Raw genomic sequence first — 15,922 nt, 5'->3', positions numbered from 1 at the left:
GCTATTCCGCCGCGTGCGAACCGGCATTCTGGCCAAAACGGTTCTCGATATAATCGGCAACCATTTTCTGGAATTCCTTGGCAATACCGGCACCGCGCAAAGTAGCCACCTTCTTGCCATCGACAAAAACCGGGGCTGTTGGCGTCTCGCCGGTTCCGGGCAGTGAAATGCCGATATCAGCCATTTTCGACTCGCCCGGTCCATTCACGATACAGCCCATGACGGCGACGTTCAAAGCCTCAACACCGGGATATTTTTCCCGCCAGACCGGCATGTTGTCGCGAATATCGCTCTGGATTGACTGCGCCAGTTCCTGAAACACTGTTGATGTGGTGCGCCCGCAACCGGGGCAAGCGGCAACGATGGGAATGAACTGGCGAAAACCCATGGTCTGCAGCAATTCCTGCGCAACCTGCACTTCGCGGGTGCGGTCGCCATTGGGCTCGGGTGTCAGCGATATGCGGATCGTATCGCCGATGCCCTGTTGCAGGAGAATGCCGAGCGCCGCCGACGAGGCAACAATGCCTTTGGAACCCATACCGGCCTCGGTGAGGCCAAGATGCAGTGCGTGGTCACAACGCCGTGCCAGTTCCGCATAAACGGCAATCAGATCCTGCACCTGACTGACCTTGGCGGAAAGAATGATTTTTGAGCGCGGCAGGCCGATCTCTTCGGCCAGTTGCGAGGAAATCAGCGCGGACTGGACGATCGCTTCGCGCGTGACCTGTTCCGCCGTCAATGGCGCACCGGCGGCATGATTCTGGTCCATCAGCGCTGTCAGCAACTCCTGATCCAGCGAGCCCCAGTTGACGCCGATACGCACCGGCTTGTCATAACGGATCGCCATTTCGATAATGGCACCGAACTGCGCGTCCTTCTTGTCCTTGAAACCGACATTTCCGGGATTGATGCGATATTTGGCCAGAGCTTCGGCGCAAGCCGGGTGGTCGGCCAGCAGCTTATGGCCGATATAATGGAAATCACCGACCAGCGGCACATCAAGGCCAAGCCGGTCCAGCCGTTCACGGATTTTTGGCACTGCAGCGGCGGATTCGTCCCGGTCGACAGTGATACGGACAATTTGCGAACCGGCCCGCGAAAGCGCAGCCACCTGAGCCACTGTACCATCCACATCGGCCGTATCGGTGTTGGTCATTGACTGCACAACGACAGGCGCGCCTCCGCCAACCATGACTCCGCCCACGTCAACACCAACAGAGGCGCGGCGGGCAAAAGGCTGCGAATAATAGTCAGACATCGTCAAACTCCAGATATTCCCCTCACGTGGCGCAGGGAATGCATTGTGTCAACACCATGTGACATTAACGCGGCAAATTCAAAGCAAATGCATCGGCCGATCACGGCACAGTGAACCACATGACAAACTGTTCACATGCCAAAGCTGGTAATTTTGCTGCAATGCAATATATTCCACCCACCTTCAACACGGGTTGTTAAGACGGTTATTTACACCAAAGGAAGTATCTCATGGCCAAGAAGACCGCAGTCGTTACAGGTTCCAACTCCGGCATCGGACTGGGTTCCGCCCACGCACTCGCAGCGGCGGGTTACAATGTGGTGATCAATTCCTTCACCGACCGCCCCGAAGATCACGATCTCGCCAAGGAGATTGCCGCCAAGCATTCCACCGGTGTTGCCTATATCAAGGCCGACATGTCCAAGGGTGATGAATGCCGCGCTCTGATCGATCAGGCTGCCGCGACATTCGGCAGTGTGGACGTACTCGTCAATAATGCCGGTATCCAGTTTGTTGCACCCGTTGATGAATTCCCAACGGAAAAGTGGGATGCGATCATCGCCATCAATCTGACCTCTGCATTCCACACAACGGCTGCTGCGCTTCCCTATATGAAAAAAGCCGGATGGGGCCGCATCATCAATATTGCCTCGGCCCATGGCCTGCGCGCCTCGCCATTCAAATCCGCCTATGTGGCGGCCAAACATGGCGTTCTTGGCCTGACCAAGACGGTCGCGCTTGAGGTTGCCGAAAAGCACATCACCAGCAATGCCATTTGCCCCGGTTATGTTCTGACGCCGCTTGTCGAGGCACAAATCCCCGATCAGATGAAAGCGCACAATATGGATCGCGAAACGGTGATCCGCGAAGTCATGCTCGATAAGCAGGCAACCAAGGAATTTGCCACCGTTGAACAGATCGGCGCGACGGTCGTCTTCCTCGCCAGCGATGCAGCTGCACAGATCACCGGCACATCCATCTCCGTCGATGGCGGCTGGACGGCTCAGTAATGAATCACAAACCCAAAGCCATCAACATCGCGCTTCAGGGCGGCGGCTCGCACGGCGCCTTTACCTGGGGCGTTCTCGACCGGATTCTTGAAGATGGGCGCTTGACCATTGAAGGCATTTCCGGCACCAGCGCCGGTGCGATGAATGCCGTGGCACTGGCCGATGGCTGGAGCCGCAATGGGGCCGAGGGCGCCCGCGAGAAACTGCACGAATTCTGGCGGGCGGTTGGCCGCACCGGGCAATTCAGCCCGGTCCAGCGCACGCCATGGGACCGTTTTTTTGGCAACTGGTCCGTAGAAAACGGCGTCGGCTATAATCTGTTCGAGCAGTTCTCGCGCATGTTTTCGCCTTACGAGTTCAACCCGTTCAACCTCAACCCCTTGCGGGATGTGGTCGAGCGCGAGATTGATTTCGACCGGGTGAAAGCCTGTTCGCAGCTCAAGCTTTTCATCTCGGCAACGAACGTGGAAAGCGGCCGTCTGCGGGTCTTTTCCCAATCGGAACTGAACGCCGACGTTGTGATGGCTTCCGCTTGCCTGCCCTATATTTTTCAGGCGGTGGAGATCGGCGGCGAGCCCTATTGGGATGGTGGATATGGTGGCAATCCCGCGCTTTATCCCTTCTTCTATTCGACCAAAGCCGAAGATGTACTGCTCATCCAGATCAACCCGATCGAGCGACGCGGCGCCCCAAAGACCGCCCGTGAAATCACCGATCGTATTGACGAGATCACATTCAACGCGGCGCTCCTACGGGAATTCCGCTCGATTGCTTTTGTCAATTCGCTGATCGACGGCGGCAGGCTCGAGCACGGCGAATATAAGCATATCCGTATGCATCGCATCGACGCCGATGTGGCACTTGCGGGTCTGGCTGCATCGTCAAAAATCAATGCGGAATGGGCATTCCTCGAATATCTGCGCGATCTTGGCCAAGCGGCAGCCGATGACTGGCTGGAAGAGCATTTCGATGCAATCGGCGAACACGCCACGCTGGATTTGTCCGATGAACTGTCACCGGAAATGAATGTCGGCCTCAAGGCCAAAAAGACCGGGCGGCGGGTTACCGACTTCCTCCTCCAGCGCAAGAAGCCCGTTGGCGCAGCAAGGCGCCGGGCATAGACAATGGCGGCCAGTTCAAAAACTGGCCGCCATAATCATCAAGCCTGCGAACTTTCATCCCGATCAGCACTTGATGCAAGATTTGCCATCAGGAAAACCACCACAAGCAAACAGGCAAGCACCATATAAACAGGACCAAAACCGGTCCGGCCACCCACAAATCCAATGGCGGATGGTGCGACGAGAATGCCGGAATAGCCCATCAGCGTGACGAGACTAAGAGCAACGCCTGACGACGTTCCCTTCTGATTGCCTGCCGCCGAAAAAGCAATCGGCACCATATTGGCAATACCCAGCCCCGAAAAAGCGAAGGCCAGAATGGCAATCCATGGCGTCGGTGCAAGGCTTGCAATCAGCATGCCCGATGCACCAATCAACGCTGAAACGCGCAAGGTCTTCACCGCGCCGAAGCGGTTGCGGACACCGTCACCCAGAAAACGCATCACCGACATGGTTCCCGAGAATGCTGCAAAGGCAAAGCCCGCCGTGGCAATATCCGCACCGCGCTCCTGCTTGAGATAGAGGGCAGCCCAGTCCAGCACCGAACCTTCGGGAATCATTGAGAACAACGCCATGATGCCGATGAGATAGATCAGTGGATTGGTCGGGAAAGCCAGCTTTCCCTTCTTTTCATGTACGACAGGCGCGTCTTCCGTGATCATGTAACGGAACGCTGCAAGGCCCAGAACAACGGCAATAGCAGTGACAACAGCCGCATGAATGAGATGACCATGGGCTTCAATGAGCAATCCACCCAGCGCACCACCGGCAAAACCACCAAGGCTCCAGAAACCATGCGAGGATGACATGACCGCACGGGCCAGTTTCTTCTCCACTTCCACGGCATTGGCGTTCATCGCCACATCCATGCCGCCTATGACAGCGCCGAAGAGAAACAGTGCAGGCGCAGCAACGTAAAGATTCGGGGCCAGCGCCACCAGCAGCAAGGAAAAGCTGCAGAAGATCGCAAAGCCCTGCACCACCGCACGCGAACCATATCTGCCAATGAGATAACCGCACCAGGGCATGGCGGCCAGAGCGCCGAGGCCAAAGACCAGGATCATCAGGCCAAGCGTGAATTCGCTGATATGCAGCCGCGTCATGAAAACGGGGATCTGCGGCGCCCAGCTGCCGATCAGAAAACCATTGAAGAAGAAAGCACAGGCCACAGCCCAGCGGCCATAAACAGCTTTCCTGCGATAGACAGAGGCATCCATAATTTTATCACCGGCTTGAATTTCTGATAGAGCCGACATCACGCACCGCGGCTGTCGGCTATGACGATTTCAACACCCATGCTGCCTATCCTCTCGACAATCGATGGATCGGCCGTTTCATCGGTGATGAGCGTGGAAATGATTGATATGGGAGCAATGGCAAAGGGTGCCTGCTTGAGCAGTTTTTCAGCTGTCGCAAGGAGAATAACTTCATTGCTCGCCTTGCTCATTGCCAGTTTCAAATGGGCATCTTCATAGTTCTCGGCGCGCAACGTCAGACTTTCGTCTATGGCGCAGGCACCGAGCACACAGTAATCCACATGCATGAGTTGCACTTCGGCAAGGGGCGATTGCCCGATAACGCTGCGGGTGAACCGGTTCAGCGTCCCACCGAGGAGAATAACCTCACACAATGGATGGTCGAGAGCAGCGGAGGCAATGTCAGGCGAGCTGGTGATGATGCGCATTTGAAGATTGACGGGCAGAGCGCGGACAAATTCGAGTACTGTCGTGCTGGAGTCCAGCAGCATTGTCGAATTTGGAGCAATTCTTTCAGCTGCGGCCATGGCAATCGCCTTTTTACCGGCGGTTTCATCCTTGGCGCGCTGTTGAAAGCTGCGAAAGCTGGAACTGCTGCGTGCCGCACCGCCATGGAAGCGTTGAACGAGACCCGCCTCCGACAATTCGCGCAAGTCCCGGCGGATGGAATCCTCCGAAACGCCAAATTCCACCGCAACGGCATTCGCCAGAACACGGCCGGATTCATTGACCCGTTTGAGGATCATGCTCTTCCGCTCGTCTGGCGACAGGTCTTTGGTCATTATGGCAATACTCTGTAAGAGCGCGGTTCTGCGCTCGGCACAGAACATTAATTGCACGCACCATATTGCACATATGGTTTCTTTTCAACGCCTGTTTATGCCGATATGCGCACAAATGGGCACGCGAGTGTTATGTTTGGTGATGAGAGGTGGTTATGGTTCGTGGTTCGACAAGCTCACCATGAGGGAGAGTGTGGATGCAACGATAATCAGAGAGATTGCAGCGCAAAGGGTGCAGAATATGGCTCCCTTACATCACCCCTCTCCCTCATGGTGAGCTTGTCGAACCACCAACCAGAACACCGTTATCTGCAATCGGCACTAAACAAAGTCATCGCGCCCTCAGTTTTAATTTAAGGGCGCGAGGCATTAGCAACGGGATGGACCGACATTTACTCGTAAACGGCGAGCAGGTCCTTTGCATCGATCTGGTCGCCGGCGCGCACCAGAATTTCGGCCAGCGTGCCATCACGCTCGGCGCGCAAGGCTGTTTCCATCTTCATGGCTTCAATGGAAAGCAGAACATCACCCGCATTGACCTTCTGACCAACCGTGACACCCACCGTGGAAACAATACCCGGCATGGGCGCGCCGACATGCTTGTCATTGCCAAGTTCTGCCTTGCGCCTGACACCAACACCACCAGCGCGGGTGCGATCAGGCACCTTCACGCGGCGCGGCTGGCCGTTCATTTCGAAGAACACAGTAACCATGCCCTTCTCGTCCGGCTCACCCACCGCAAGATTACGCACAACCAGCGTCTTGCCGCGTTCAATATCGAGGAAGACTTCCTCCTCCTGCGCCAGACCATAGAAATAGACATGCGTCGGCAACACGCTCGTCGGGCCATAGGTGCCGTGCGTTACCGCAAAGTCGGTAAAGACTTTTGGATACATAAGGTAAGATGCAAACTCCTGGTCACTGACCTTGCGTTCCAGCTTCTCCTCAATCTCCTTACGCTCAGCCACAAGATCAGCCGGTGCCAGCAATGAGCCGGGCCGTTCCGTGAACGGCTTCTCGTCTTTCAATATCTTCTTCTGGATATCCTTCGGCCAACCCTTTGGCGGCTGGCCAAGATCGCCGCGCATCATCGATACGACGGAGTCGGGGAACGAGATATCCTTATCCGGGTTCTTCACATCCGCAACCGACAGGTCCTGACTGACCATCATCAGCGCCATGTCGCCGACAACCTTCGACGAGGGCGTGACCTTGACGATATCGCCAAACATCTGGTTCACGTCGGCATAGGCCTGCGCCACCTCGTGCCAGCGCGTCTCAAGGCCGAGCGAGCGTGCCTGTTCTTTGAGGTTCGTGAACTGGCCTCCCGGCATTTCGTGCAGATAGACTTCCGATGCCGGCCCCTTCAGATCACTTTCAAACGCCGCATATTGTGTGCGCACCGCTTCCCAATAGAACGAAATGCGACGAATCCATTCCGGATCAAGGCCGGGATCGCGCTCCGTACCCTTGAGCGCCTCGACAATCGAGCCAAGGCATGGCTGTGAGGTATTGCCTGATAGAGCATCCATCGCAGCGTCGACCACATCGACACCCGCATCCACGGCGGCAAGCACTGTCGCCGCCGAGATACCTGATGTGTCATGGGTATGGAAATGCAATGGCAGATCCGTAGCCTCGCGCAGCGCCTTGAACAATACCTTTGCAGCACCGGGTTTCAGCAGACCAGCCATATCCTTGATGGCGATAATGTGCGCCCCGGCCTTTTCGACCTCCTGTGCCAGACCGGTGTAATATTTCAGGTCATATTGGGGCCGGGCGGAATTCAGAATATCGCCAGTGTAACAGATGGAGGCTTCGCAGAGCTTGTTCTCTTCCAGCACCGCATCCATGGTAACGCGCATATTCTCGACCCAATTGAGACTGTCGAAAACGCGGAACACATCGACGCCATTGCGCGCCGCCTGCTGCACGAAATATCTGACCACATTGTCAGGATAGCTCTTGTAACCAACGCCATTGGCACCGCGCAGAAGCATCTGCAGCAGGATATTCGGCGCAGCTTCCCGCACTTCAGCAAGCCGTTCCCACGGATCTTCAGTCAGGAAGCGCATGGAGACATCGAACGTCGCGCCACCCCAGCATTCCAGCGAGAAAAGCTGCGGCAAAGCACGCGCATAGGTGCCCGCCACCCGGGCAATATCAAACGTGCGCACGCGCGTTGCCAGCAGAGACTGATGACCGTCGCGCATGGTGGTATCGGTAAACAGCGCGCGCTTCTCATTGCGCATCCACTCGCCGAACTTCTTTGGCCCAAGCTGATCGAGAAGCTGCTTGGTACCATCCGGGATTGGCGTTTCGATGAACGGCACCCGTGGCAGCGCCGCCTCTTCCGGTGGTGTCGCACGGCCTTTGGTCTCAGGATGGCCATTAACAGTCACATCGGCGAGATAAGTCAGAAGCTTGGTGGCACGGTCCTGCCGCTTCACCTGCTCGAACAGCTCAGGCGTCGTGTCGATGAACTTCGTCGTATAGCTATTATCGGCGAATTTCGGATGGGTAATGATGGCTTCAAGGAAGGTCAGATTGGTGGCAACGCCGCGAATACGGAACTCGCGCAGGGCGCGGTGCATACGCTGGATTGTTTCATCCGCTGTTGGCGACCAGGCGGTAATCTTTTCCAGAAGCGGATCGTAGTAGCGGGTAATGACCGCGCCGGAATAGGCTGTGCCTCCATCAAGCCGGATACCGAAACCAGTCGCCCCACGATAGGCGGTGATACGACCGTAATCCGGAATGAAATTCTGCTCTGGGTCTTCCGTGGTGATACGGCATTGCAAGGCATGGCCGTTCAGTTTGATGTCTTTCTGGGCAGGAACACCAGATTCCGGCGTGCCAATGGTGGCACCTTCGAGGATACGGATCTGCGCCTTGACGATATCGATGCCGGTAACTTCTTCGGTGACCGTATGCTCAACCTGAATGCGTGGATTGACCTCGATGAAATAGAACTGGTTTGTGTCGGAATCCATCAGGAATTCGATGGTACCCGCACCGATATAACTGGTTTCCTTGGCGATCTTCAGACCGTAATCCGCGATCTCCTTGCGCTGCGCCTCGTTGAGATAAGGCGCAGGAGCGCGCTCGACAACTTTCTGGTTACGTCGCTGGATCGAGCAGTCGCGCTCGAACAGATGCACCGCATTGCCATGGGTATCACCGAGGATTTGCACCTCGACATGCCGCGCCCGCTGCACCAGCTTTTCCAGATAGACTTCATCCTTGCCGAAAGCCGCTTTGGCTTCGCGCTTGCCCTCGGTTACTTCGCGGGCAATATCCTCGGGAGAAAAGATGGCGCGCATGCCGCGACCACCGCCACCCCACGACGCTTTCAGCATCACAGGGTAGCCGATCGTTTCCGCGAGCTTCTTCACCTCATCCATATCGTCAGGCAGCGGGTCCGTTGCCGGAACGACAGGAACGCCGATCTCGATAGCCAGATTACGCGCTGCAACCTTGTTGCCAAGGCGGCGCATGGTTTCGGGCTTCGGGCCAATGAAGATGATTCCGGCTTCACCGCACGCTTCGGCAAACTCCGGACTTTCGGAAAGCAGCCCATAGCCCGGATGAATTGCATCCGCGCCTGATAGCTTTGCCACGCGGATGATTTCCTCAATCGACAGGTAGCTTTCAATCGGCCCCATATCCTTGGCAAGATGCGGTCCACGCCCAACCTGATAGGATTCATCCGCCTTGAAGCGGTGTAGCGCCAGCTTGTCTTCCTCTGCCCATATCGCCACGGTTTTCATGCCAAGCTCGTTGGCGGCACGGAAAACACGGATAGCAATTTCTGATCGATTGGCGACGAGGATTTTCTTGATAGGCAAAGCGAAAACTCCGAAATCTTATAGACGCAATATGAGCGATGAAACCCATGCTGGGCGGGGTGATTGCTGCACTGCAAACAATGCATATTGATCACAAGATAGTGAAATGTCCAACGGCAAAATGCCCCACATTTGGACGGCTATTTCACCGAGTGTGTCAGGACGAAAACTCATTGCTGGAAGTAGGTGTACTTGCCATCCGGCCCCTTTTTCCATTCGTACATTACATAGCCGGGAAACTTCGGATCGCCCTTCTCGTCAAAGGCGAGATCGCCCAGAACGGTCTTGAACGGACCATTGGCTTTCAGTGCCTTGGCGACCGTTTCCGGATCGTTTGATTTGACTGCCGTAGCGGCTGCTGCAATCGCCTGCGCCGCGCCATAGGTGTAGAGCGTAAACGCCTCCGGTTCGAAGCCTGTCGCGCGGAATTTCTTGACCAGTTCATCATTGGCCGGATTGTTGCGCGGATCGGGGCCGAAGGTGTTAAGTGTTCCCGCAATGGCATCTCCGGCAATTGCTGCCAGTTCATTGGAAACGATTGCAGCGCCCGACATGAACTGCACTTTCAGGCCCTGATCGGCGAGCTGCCGGATAATCAGTCCGGCCTCCGTGTGCAAACCGCCCCAATAGAGCAGGGTAACGCCATTTTCCTTCGCTTTGGAAACAAGAGCTGAATAGTCCTTGTCGCCCGCATGCACGCCCTCGAACAGGACTTCCGTCATGCCATGGGCATTGAGGGCTTTCTTCGTCTCATTGGCAAGTCCTTCGCCATAGGGCGTCTTGTCATGAACAATGGCGACTTTGGCATCCTTGAAATGCTCGGCAATATAGGCACCTGCCACCACGCCCTGCTGATCATCGCGCCCACAGATGCGGAAAGCATTCCACAATCCGCGCTCGGTGAAATTGGGATTGGTCGAAGCAGGCGTTACCTGAAGAATGCCATTCTCGGCATAAACATCCGAAGCGGGGATGGATACGCCGGAATTGTAGTGCCCGATGACAAATTTGACGCCATCGGCTGCAAACTTATTGGCAATGGAAACGCCCTGCTTGGGATCAGATGCGTCATCGCCAAAGGTTAGAGTGACCTTTTCGCCATTCATGCCACCAGCCGCATTGATCTCCTCGAATGCCATCTCGGCACCCTTGCGCATCTGTGCGCCAAAAGCCGCATTAGGACCCGTCAGTGGTGCGCCGATGCCAACGAGAATGTCCGCATGGGCCTGACCGCCCAGCATAAGCGTAATAGCGACCGCAACGCCCTGTAGTGACAATGATTTCATGGAACGGCTCCCCCTGCGCCAGGAAATGAATAACATCAAAAGAGAAGGCAAAATCTTCAATGCGCAACATTTATTGCGTTGCACACGACACATAGTGCGCACAGCGAACTCAAATGTCCAAAACAAAATGCCCGGCACAAAGGCCGGGCATTTCGCAACTATATAGGGATCGGAAAGGCTTACTGCTGAACGTAAGTGTACTTGCCGTCCTTGTCCTTCTTCCATTCGTACATAACATAGCCTGGAAGCTTCGGATCGCCCTTCTCATCGAAGGAAATATCACCGAGAACCGACTTGAACGGGCCTTTTTCCTTCAGAGCCTTGGCAACGGCCTGAGGATCATTCGACTTTGCAGCGGTTGCCGCTCCAACGATAGACTGCAGGGCCGCATAGGAATAAAGCGTGTAGGCTTCAGGCTCGAAACCAGCCTTACGGAACTTCTCAACCAGTTCCTTATTGGCTGCGTTGGTGCGTGGATCGGGACCGAACGTATTCAGCGTACCGACAACGGCGTCACCGGCAATCGCGGCAAGCTCGTTGGTTACAATGCCATCGCCCGAGATGAACTTGACCTTGAGACCCTGATCAGCCAGCTGGCGGATAATCAGACCAGCTTCTGTGTGCAGGCCGCCCCAATAAAGAACGTTAACACCGGCCTGTTTCGCCTTGGCGATGAGTGCCGAGAAATCCTTATCGCCAACATTGACGCCTTCATAAAGGACTGGCTTCAGGCCCTTTGCTTCAATCGCCTTCTTGGTTTCATCGGCAAGGCCCTGACCATAAGGCGTCTTGTCGTGAATGACAGCGATCTTCGCGTCCTTGAAATGCTCGGCAATATAAGCACCGGCAATGGCACCCTGCTGATCGTCACGACCGCATGTGCGGAACGTGTTCCACAGGCCGCGTTCGGTGAAAACAGGATTGGTTGCAGCAGGCGTTACTTCAACGATGCCATTTTCCGCATAGACTTCTGATGCAGGAATGGAAACACCGGAGTTGAAGTGACCGATAACGAACTTGACACCATCGGCTGCGAACTTGTTGGCAACGGAAACACCCTGCTTGGCATCCGAAACGTCGTCGCCCAGAACGAATTTGATCTTTTCGCCATTAACGCCGCCAGCAGCGTTTACGACTTCTGCAGCGGCTTCCGCGCCCTTCTGAATCTGCGCGCCATAAGCGGCGTTAGGGCCGGTCAACGGAGCGCCGATACCGACCAGAAGATCAGCATAGGCATGACCGCCCAAAGCGAGCATTGCTGCAACGGCAACACTCGAGAACAGTGACTTCTTCATTTGAAAACTCCCATTTTCTAGGTACTTACGAAACCCCTAACGATAGGATTTTCCCATCGCTTGAAGACCACATTTGCCGATTTTCCGGCGGTTGTCACGCTGATTCATTTCGCGTCAGCGAGATTGATTAGACCCCTGTTCTGTCCTTGAATGAGAAGGGAGAAACTTTTTCATAGAGCCAGTGATATTGCTGAACCATCTGGTTTGTACGGGTGTAGCGATAGCCCAATGTGCCGATGATAATCAGCACGATGGTATCGATGACGTAATAGTGCAGTGTCACCATTGTGCCCTCAAACAGGGCAAAATGAATGAAGCGCACGGCAACGCCCAGAAGCAGCATGTAGAAAATCAGGATCGTATAGGAGCGCCACGTCTTGGCGCACGCCCGTCCCGCCATCCATGCGGCCCAGCCTCCCATGAGGCAGGTCACCAGCACAAACAGCCAGAGTGAGGATTCTTCGTACAGAATGCCTTGCATGGCAATGTTCCCCTTGCAGCACCGGACTTCCCAGAACCCGCTGGAAAGCCGATCCTATTCTTGTTAGTGACGTCCGCCTTCAAGATAGGCCGCGCGCACTTCCGGATTGGCGAGAAGGTCTTTGCTCGATCCACTCATCGTCACGATGCCGTTGACCATCACATAGCCGCGATCCGCCAGTTTCAACGCACCGAAGGCGTTCTGCTCAACCAGAAACACAGTGAGACCCGTCGACCTGTTCAGTTCCTTGATCGCCTCGAAAATATGCTTGATGATCAAAGGTGCAAGGCCAAGCGATGGTTCATCCAGCAGGAGCAGACGCGGGCGCGCCATCAATGCCCGGCCAATGGCCAGCATCTGCTGCTCACCGCCCGACAGGGTGCCGCCACGCTGATTGATACGCTCCTTCAATCGCGGAAACAGCTCAAAGACCTTGCGCACATCCTCGTCATAAAATTCCAGATTATCGAGGCTGGCGCCCATTTGCAGATTTTCCTGCACGGTCATGCGCGGGAAAATGCGGCGGCCTTCCGGCGACTGGGCAATACGCAGACGCGCAATCTCATGCGTCGGCATTTGCGTAATATCCCTGCCGTCAAATATCACACGGCCGGTGCGGGCGCGCGGCATACCAAAAATGGTCATCATCAGCGTCGACTTGCCGGCACCGTTGGCGCCGATCAACGTGACGATTTCGCCCGCATCCGCATGAACGCTGACACCGCTGAGCGCACGGATATTGCCGTAATAGGTTTCAACATTCTCGATACTGAGAAGGGCTCCGCTCTTCGGAAGAGGTTGTGTTTGCGACATTACTTAGCCCCTCCGGTCTTTTTGGCAGCCGGTTTATTCTGGCTCTCTTTGGCAAGCTTCTTGGCCTGACCGATCCAGTCTTCGCGTGCGATACGCCCGTCAAAGGCAAGATAGGCTTCGGCGGCAATCACGTCGGCCTTCTTCCACGCGGCAATCTGGTCGAAGTGGAAAATACCATGCTCGTTGAGCTTACGCTCGTTAACCGGACCAATCCCTTTGATCACAATCAGACTGTCCGGCTTGCCACCGCGCGGCGCGGCGAGTGCATTGGATGTTGCTCCCGCCTTGATGGCTGGATCAGCAGGCTTTGCAGCCGTCTTTGCTTTCGCAGGTGCTTTGGCAGTGGCCGGTTTGGCTGGTGCTGCCTTTGCCGCTTTCGTTGCAGGCGTGGATATGAGCGGCGCAGCGGCTGGTTCCGCATGGGTCACTTCGATTTCGTGGATGGCTTCAGTCGACAACAGATCAACCGCTGCCGTGATGTCATCACTGCCGGTTGCCGCGGCATGCTCGATCAGTTCGACAACCTCTTCGTCCTCGACACCGAGATAAGCCGCAATAACCTTCGGATCGTTCTTTACCGTTTCGGGCGTACCGTCGGAAATCTTGGTGCCATACTCCAGAACGATGACGTGATCGGAGATTTCCATCACTACCGACATGTCATGCTCGATCAGGATGATCGATGTTCCGGTTTCTTTGCGGATGTTCAGCAGGAGCTGATTAAGCTCTGCCGATTCACGCGCATTGAGGCCCGCTGCAGGCTCATCCAGGCAGAGAAGCTCGGGATCGGTACACATGGCACGGGCAATCTCAAGACGCCGCTGCGCACCATAGGGCAGATCGCCCGCAGGATCATCGGCGCGGTCAACCAGATTGATCTTTTCCAGCCAGAAGCGAGCCTTTTCGATCGCGTCCGCAGCTGCCTTCTTATAGGTCGGAAAGCCGAGAAGACCCAGAACCGTATAACCCGATGACAACATCAGCGGATTGTGCTGGGCAACCAGAAGGTTTTCCAGCACCGTCAAACCCGAGAACAACCGGATATTCTGGAATGTACGCGCGACCTTCGCCTTCTTGGTGATGACGAAATCGCTCATACGCTCCAGAAGATATGTCTCGCCATTGTCGCGGGTCATGGTCAACATGCCCTCAGTCGGCTTGTAGAAACCGGTGATGCAATTGAAGACTGTGGTCTTCCCCGCACCGTTCGGGCCGATCAGGGCGGTAATGTCCCCGCGTTTGGCTTCAAAGTTCAGATCATTGATGGCAACGAGGCCACCAAACTTCATCGAGAGATGCTCAACGCGCAGCACGGCATTGGGATTGTTACGCACTTCCGAAACCATCAGCCGTGCCCTTCTTTCGTAAACTCGCTGGAGATCATCTTACGTTCATGCAGAAAGGCGCTCGGTTCTCGATTGCCGACAAACCCGCGTGGCTTCCACACCATGACGACAATCATGGCGAGACCGAACAACAGCATACGATAAAGCTCCGGCGTAAAATCATTGCCAAAGATCAGCTTGAGGAATTCCAGTTCGCGCAACAGTTCCGTGCCGCCGATCATGACAGCCGCAGCAATGGCAATACCGATGAGCGAGCCCATACCGCCGAGCACCACGATGGCAAGAATGATCGCCGATTCGAGGAACACGAAGGATTCGGGGCTGACGAAGCCCTGACGGGCAGCGAAGAACGATCCGGCGAAACCACCAAACATTGCACCCGTGGCAAAAGCCGTGAGCTTCGTCGTTGTCGTATTGATGCCGAGCGACCGGCAGGCAATTTCGTCTTCACGCAATGCTTCCCACGCACGGCCGATCGGCATACGGCGCAGACGGATTGTTACCCAGGCTGTCAGCAGCGCAAGGAACAGGATGAGGTAATAGAGGAAGATCTTATAATAGACGCCGGAATTCGGCAGTCCGAAGGTAGCGGCAAAGCCAGTCGGGCCTGTCGTGAACGGAATGCCGAACATCGTGGCCTTGGCAATGCCGGATACACCGAATGTGCCCTTGGTCACGACGGTCCAGTTGATCAGCACCAGCCGGATGATTTCGCCGAAAGCCAGCGTGACAATGGCCAGATAGTCGCCCCTCAGCCGCAGGACGGGGAAACCGAGAACGATACCCCACATGGCGGCAAAAATACCGGCCATTGGCAATAGCAGCCAGAAGGACAGTCCGAAATGCGTGGAGAGCAAAGCATAGGAATAGGCGCCCACCGCATAGAAGGCGACATAACCAAGATCGAGCAGACCGGCGAGGCCCACAACGATATTCAGCCCCCACGCCAACATGACATAGATCAGAATCTGGATGCCGAAATTATCGACATATTTCAGCGAGCCCTGCACACCACTCTGGAATACCCATTGTCCCGTCGCTGCAAAATTGATCAACGCGAGGATAAGGATCACCAGAAACGGATAGATGAACAGCAAAGCCAAGCCGAAGCGTGAGACAGTTGCCTTGAGAGAGCGGCGGTCCGCTTTGGCAGCGGCAGACACCTTTGATTTCGCCAGCTTTGCCCGTTCCCGTGAGGGCGTGATGAAAGCTGCGAAAATGAAGCGGCCAATCGCAGCCACCGCCACGAAGATCGCCAGCAGGCCCCAGCGCTGAACAAGGACCAGCTCATTGTTGATGTTCTGGTCGGTGCGGAAACCGACAATGAGGAAGAACAGGCCGAAGGCGATCAACCCGGCGAAAACCGCCTCTTTGGTGGCCTTGAGGTAGACGGAATCCTGTCCTGAAGCTTGGATATCAGCCATAA

12 protein-coding genes are annotated in these 15,922 nt (G+C 55.6%); 2 read left to right on the top strand and 10 right to left on the bottom strand.

All coding sequences use genetic code 11. The features are described from left to right. Position 1: 1 nt before the first annotated feature. Positions 2 to 1,273 carry a flavodoxin-dependent (E)-4-hydroxy-3-methylbut-2-enyl-diphosphate synthase gene (gene ispG / locus FHW17_RS04700; protein ID WP_182509416.1) on the bottom strand — a complete coding sequence of 424 codons (1,272 nt, stop codon included), beginning with the start codon at positions 1,271 to 1,273 and terminating at the stop codon, positions 2 to 4. A gap of 215 nt (positions 1,274 to 1,488) precedes the next feature. Here ispG and FHW17_RS04695 point away from each other — a divergent pair, with 215 nt between their 5' ends. Then, entirely contained in the window at positions 1,489 to 2,268 is a 780-nt protein-coding gene (locus tag FHW17_RS04695; RefSeq protein ID WP_091879735.1) for a 3-hydroxybutyrate dehydrogenase, read from the top strand. After that, positions 2,268 to 3,389 (top strand): patatin-like phospholipase family protein, encoded by a 1,122-nt coding sequence (locus FHW17_RS04690; protein WP_113095473.1) that lies wholly within the window; start codon positions 2,268 to 2,270, stop codon positions 3,387 to 3,389. The genes FHW17_RS04695 and FHW17_RS04690 overlap by 1 nt, the downstream gene beginning before the upstream one ends. Before the next feature lie 38 nt (positions 3,390 to 3,427). On the opposite strand, the gene FHW17_RS04685 is transcribed toward FHW17_RS04690, so the two are convergent. The 9 genes from FHW17_RS04685 to livM form a co-directional block, all read right to left on the bottom strand. Further along, on the bottom strand, positions 3,428 to 4,606 hold the full coding sequence (locus tag FHW17_RS04685; protein WP_182509293.1) for an MFS transporter: 1,179 nt from the start codon (positions 4,604 to 4,606) through the stop codon (positions 3,428 to 3,430). A 38-nt stretch (positions 4,607 to 4,644) separates the two neighbouring features. Beyond that, positions 4,645 to 5,427 carry a DeoR/GlpR family DNA-binding transcription regulator gene (locus tag FHW17_RS04680; RefSeq protein WP_112522999.1) on the bottom strand — a complete coding sequence of 261 codons (783 nt, stop codon included), beginning with the start codon at positions 5,425 to 5,427 and terminating at the stop codon, positions 4,645 to 4,647. A 392-nt stretch (positions 5,428 to 5,819) separates the two neighbouring features. Beyond that, positions 5,820 to 9,275: a pyruvate carboxylase gene (gene pyc / locus FHW17_RS04675; protein WP_113095472.1), complete on the bottom strand. Its 3,456-nt coding sequence runs from the start codon at positions 9,273 to 9,275 to the stop codon at positions 5,820 to 5,822. A 170-nt stretch (positions 9,276 to 9,445) separates the two neighbouring features. Beyond that, positions 9,446 to 10,561, bottom strand: a complete 1,116-nt coding sequence (locus FHW17_RS04670) for a branched-chain amino acid ABC transporter substrate-binding protein (protein WP_182509292.1) — start codon at positions 10,559 to 10,561, stop codon at positions 9,446 to 9,448. Positions 10,562 to 10,740: 179 nt separating this feature from the next. Next, positions 10,741 to 11,856, bottom strand: coding sequence for a branched-chain amino acid ABC transporter substrate-binding protein (locus FHW17_RS04665; protein ID WP_112522996.1), 1,116 nt, complete (start codon positions 11,854 to 11,856; stop codon positions 10,741 to 10,743). Positions 11,857 to 11,983: 127 nt separating this feature from the next. Further along, positions 11,984 to 12,337: a DUF6867 family protein gene (locus FHW17_RS04660; RefSeq protein WP_091879727.1), complete on the bottom strand. Its 354-nt coding sequence runs from the start codon at positions 12,335 to 12,337 to the stop codon at positions 11,984 to 11,986. Positions 12,338 to 12,400: 63 nt separating this feature from the next. After that, entirely contained in the window at positions 12,401 to 13,150 is a 750-nt protein-coding gene (locus FHW17_RS04655; RefSeq protein WP_182509291.1) for an ABC transporter ATP-binding protein, read from the bottom strand. After that, positions 13,150 to 14,496 carry an ATP-binding cassette domain-containing protein gene (locus FHW17_RS04650; RefSeq protein ID WP_112522995.1) on the bottom strand — a complete coding sequence of 449 codons (1,347 nt, stop codon included), beginning with the start codon at positions 14,494 to 14,496 and terminating at the stop codon, positions 13,150 to 13,152. The genes FHW17_RS04655 and FHW17_RS04650 overlap by 1 nt, the downstream gene beginning before the upstream one ends. Next, a complete protein-coding gene (gene livM, locus FHW17_RS04645) occupies positions 14,496 to 15,920 on the bottom strand; it encodes a high-affinity branched-chain amino acid ABC transporter permease LivM (protein ID WP_182509290.1) in 1,425 nt (474 codons plus the stop codon). The genes FHW17_RS04650 and livM overlap by 1 nt, the downstream gene beginning before the upstream one ends. Positions 15,921 to 15,922 lie beyond the last annotated feature (2 nt).

It is taken from the genome of Phyllobacterium sp. P30BS-XVII, assembly GCF_014138335.1.
GTDB classification, from domain to species: Bacteria; Pseudomonadota; Alphaproteobacteria; order Rhizobiales; family Rhizobiaceae; genus Phyllobacterium; species Phyllobacterium meliloti.
Note: the sequence above shows the minus strand (reverse complement) of the source record. Positions and strands in the feature narration are given on the sequence as shown.

Coding starts and splice junctions, on each gene's coding strand:
- FHW17_RS04665 (WP_112522996.1), bottom strand. CDS start 11,856: ATGAAGAAGTCACTGTTCTCGAGTGTTGCCGTTGCAGCAATGCTCGCT.
- FHW17_RS04685 (WP_182509293.1), bottom strand. CDS start 4,606: ATGGATGCCTCTGTCTATCGCAGGAAAGCTGTTTATGGCCGCTGGGCT.
- FHW17_RS04660 (WP_091879727.1), bottom strand. CDS start 12,337: ATGCAAGGCATTCTGTACGAAGAATCCTCACTCTGGCTGTTTGTGCTG.
- FHW17_RS04690 (WP_113095473.1), top strand. CDS start 2,268: ATGAATCACAAACCCAAAGCCATCAACATCGCGCTTCAGGGCGGCGGC.
- FHW17_RS04670 (WP_182509292.1), bottom strand. CDS start 10,561: ATGAAATCATTGTCACTACAGGGCGTTGCGGTCGCTATTACGCTTATG.
- FHW17_RS04655 (WP_182509291.1), bottom strand. CDS start 13,150: ATGTCGCAAACACAACCTCTTCCGAAGAGCGGAGCCCTTCTCAGTATC.
- FHW17_RS04695 (WP_091879735.1), top strand. CDS start 1,489: ATGGCCAAGAAGACCGCAGTCGTTACAGGTTCCAACTCCGGCATCGGA.
- FHW17_RS04680 (WP_112522999.1), bottom strand. CDS start 5,427: ATGACCAAAGACCTGTCGCCAGACGAGCGGAAGAGCATGATCCTCAAA.
- livM (WP_182509290.1), bottom strand. CDS start 15,920: ATGGCTGATATCCAAGCTTCAGGACAGGATTCCGTCTACCTCAAGGCC.
- FHW17_RS04650 (WP_112522995.1), bottom strand. CDS start 14,496: ATGGTTTCGGAAGTGCGTAACAATCCCAATGCCGTGCTGCGCGTTGAG.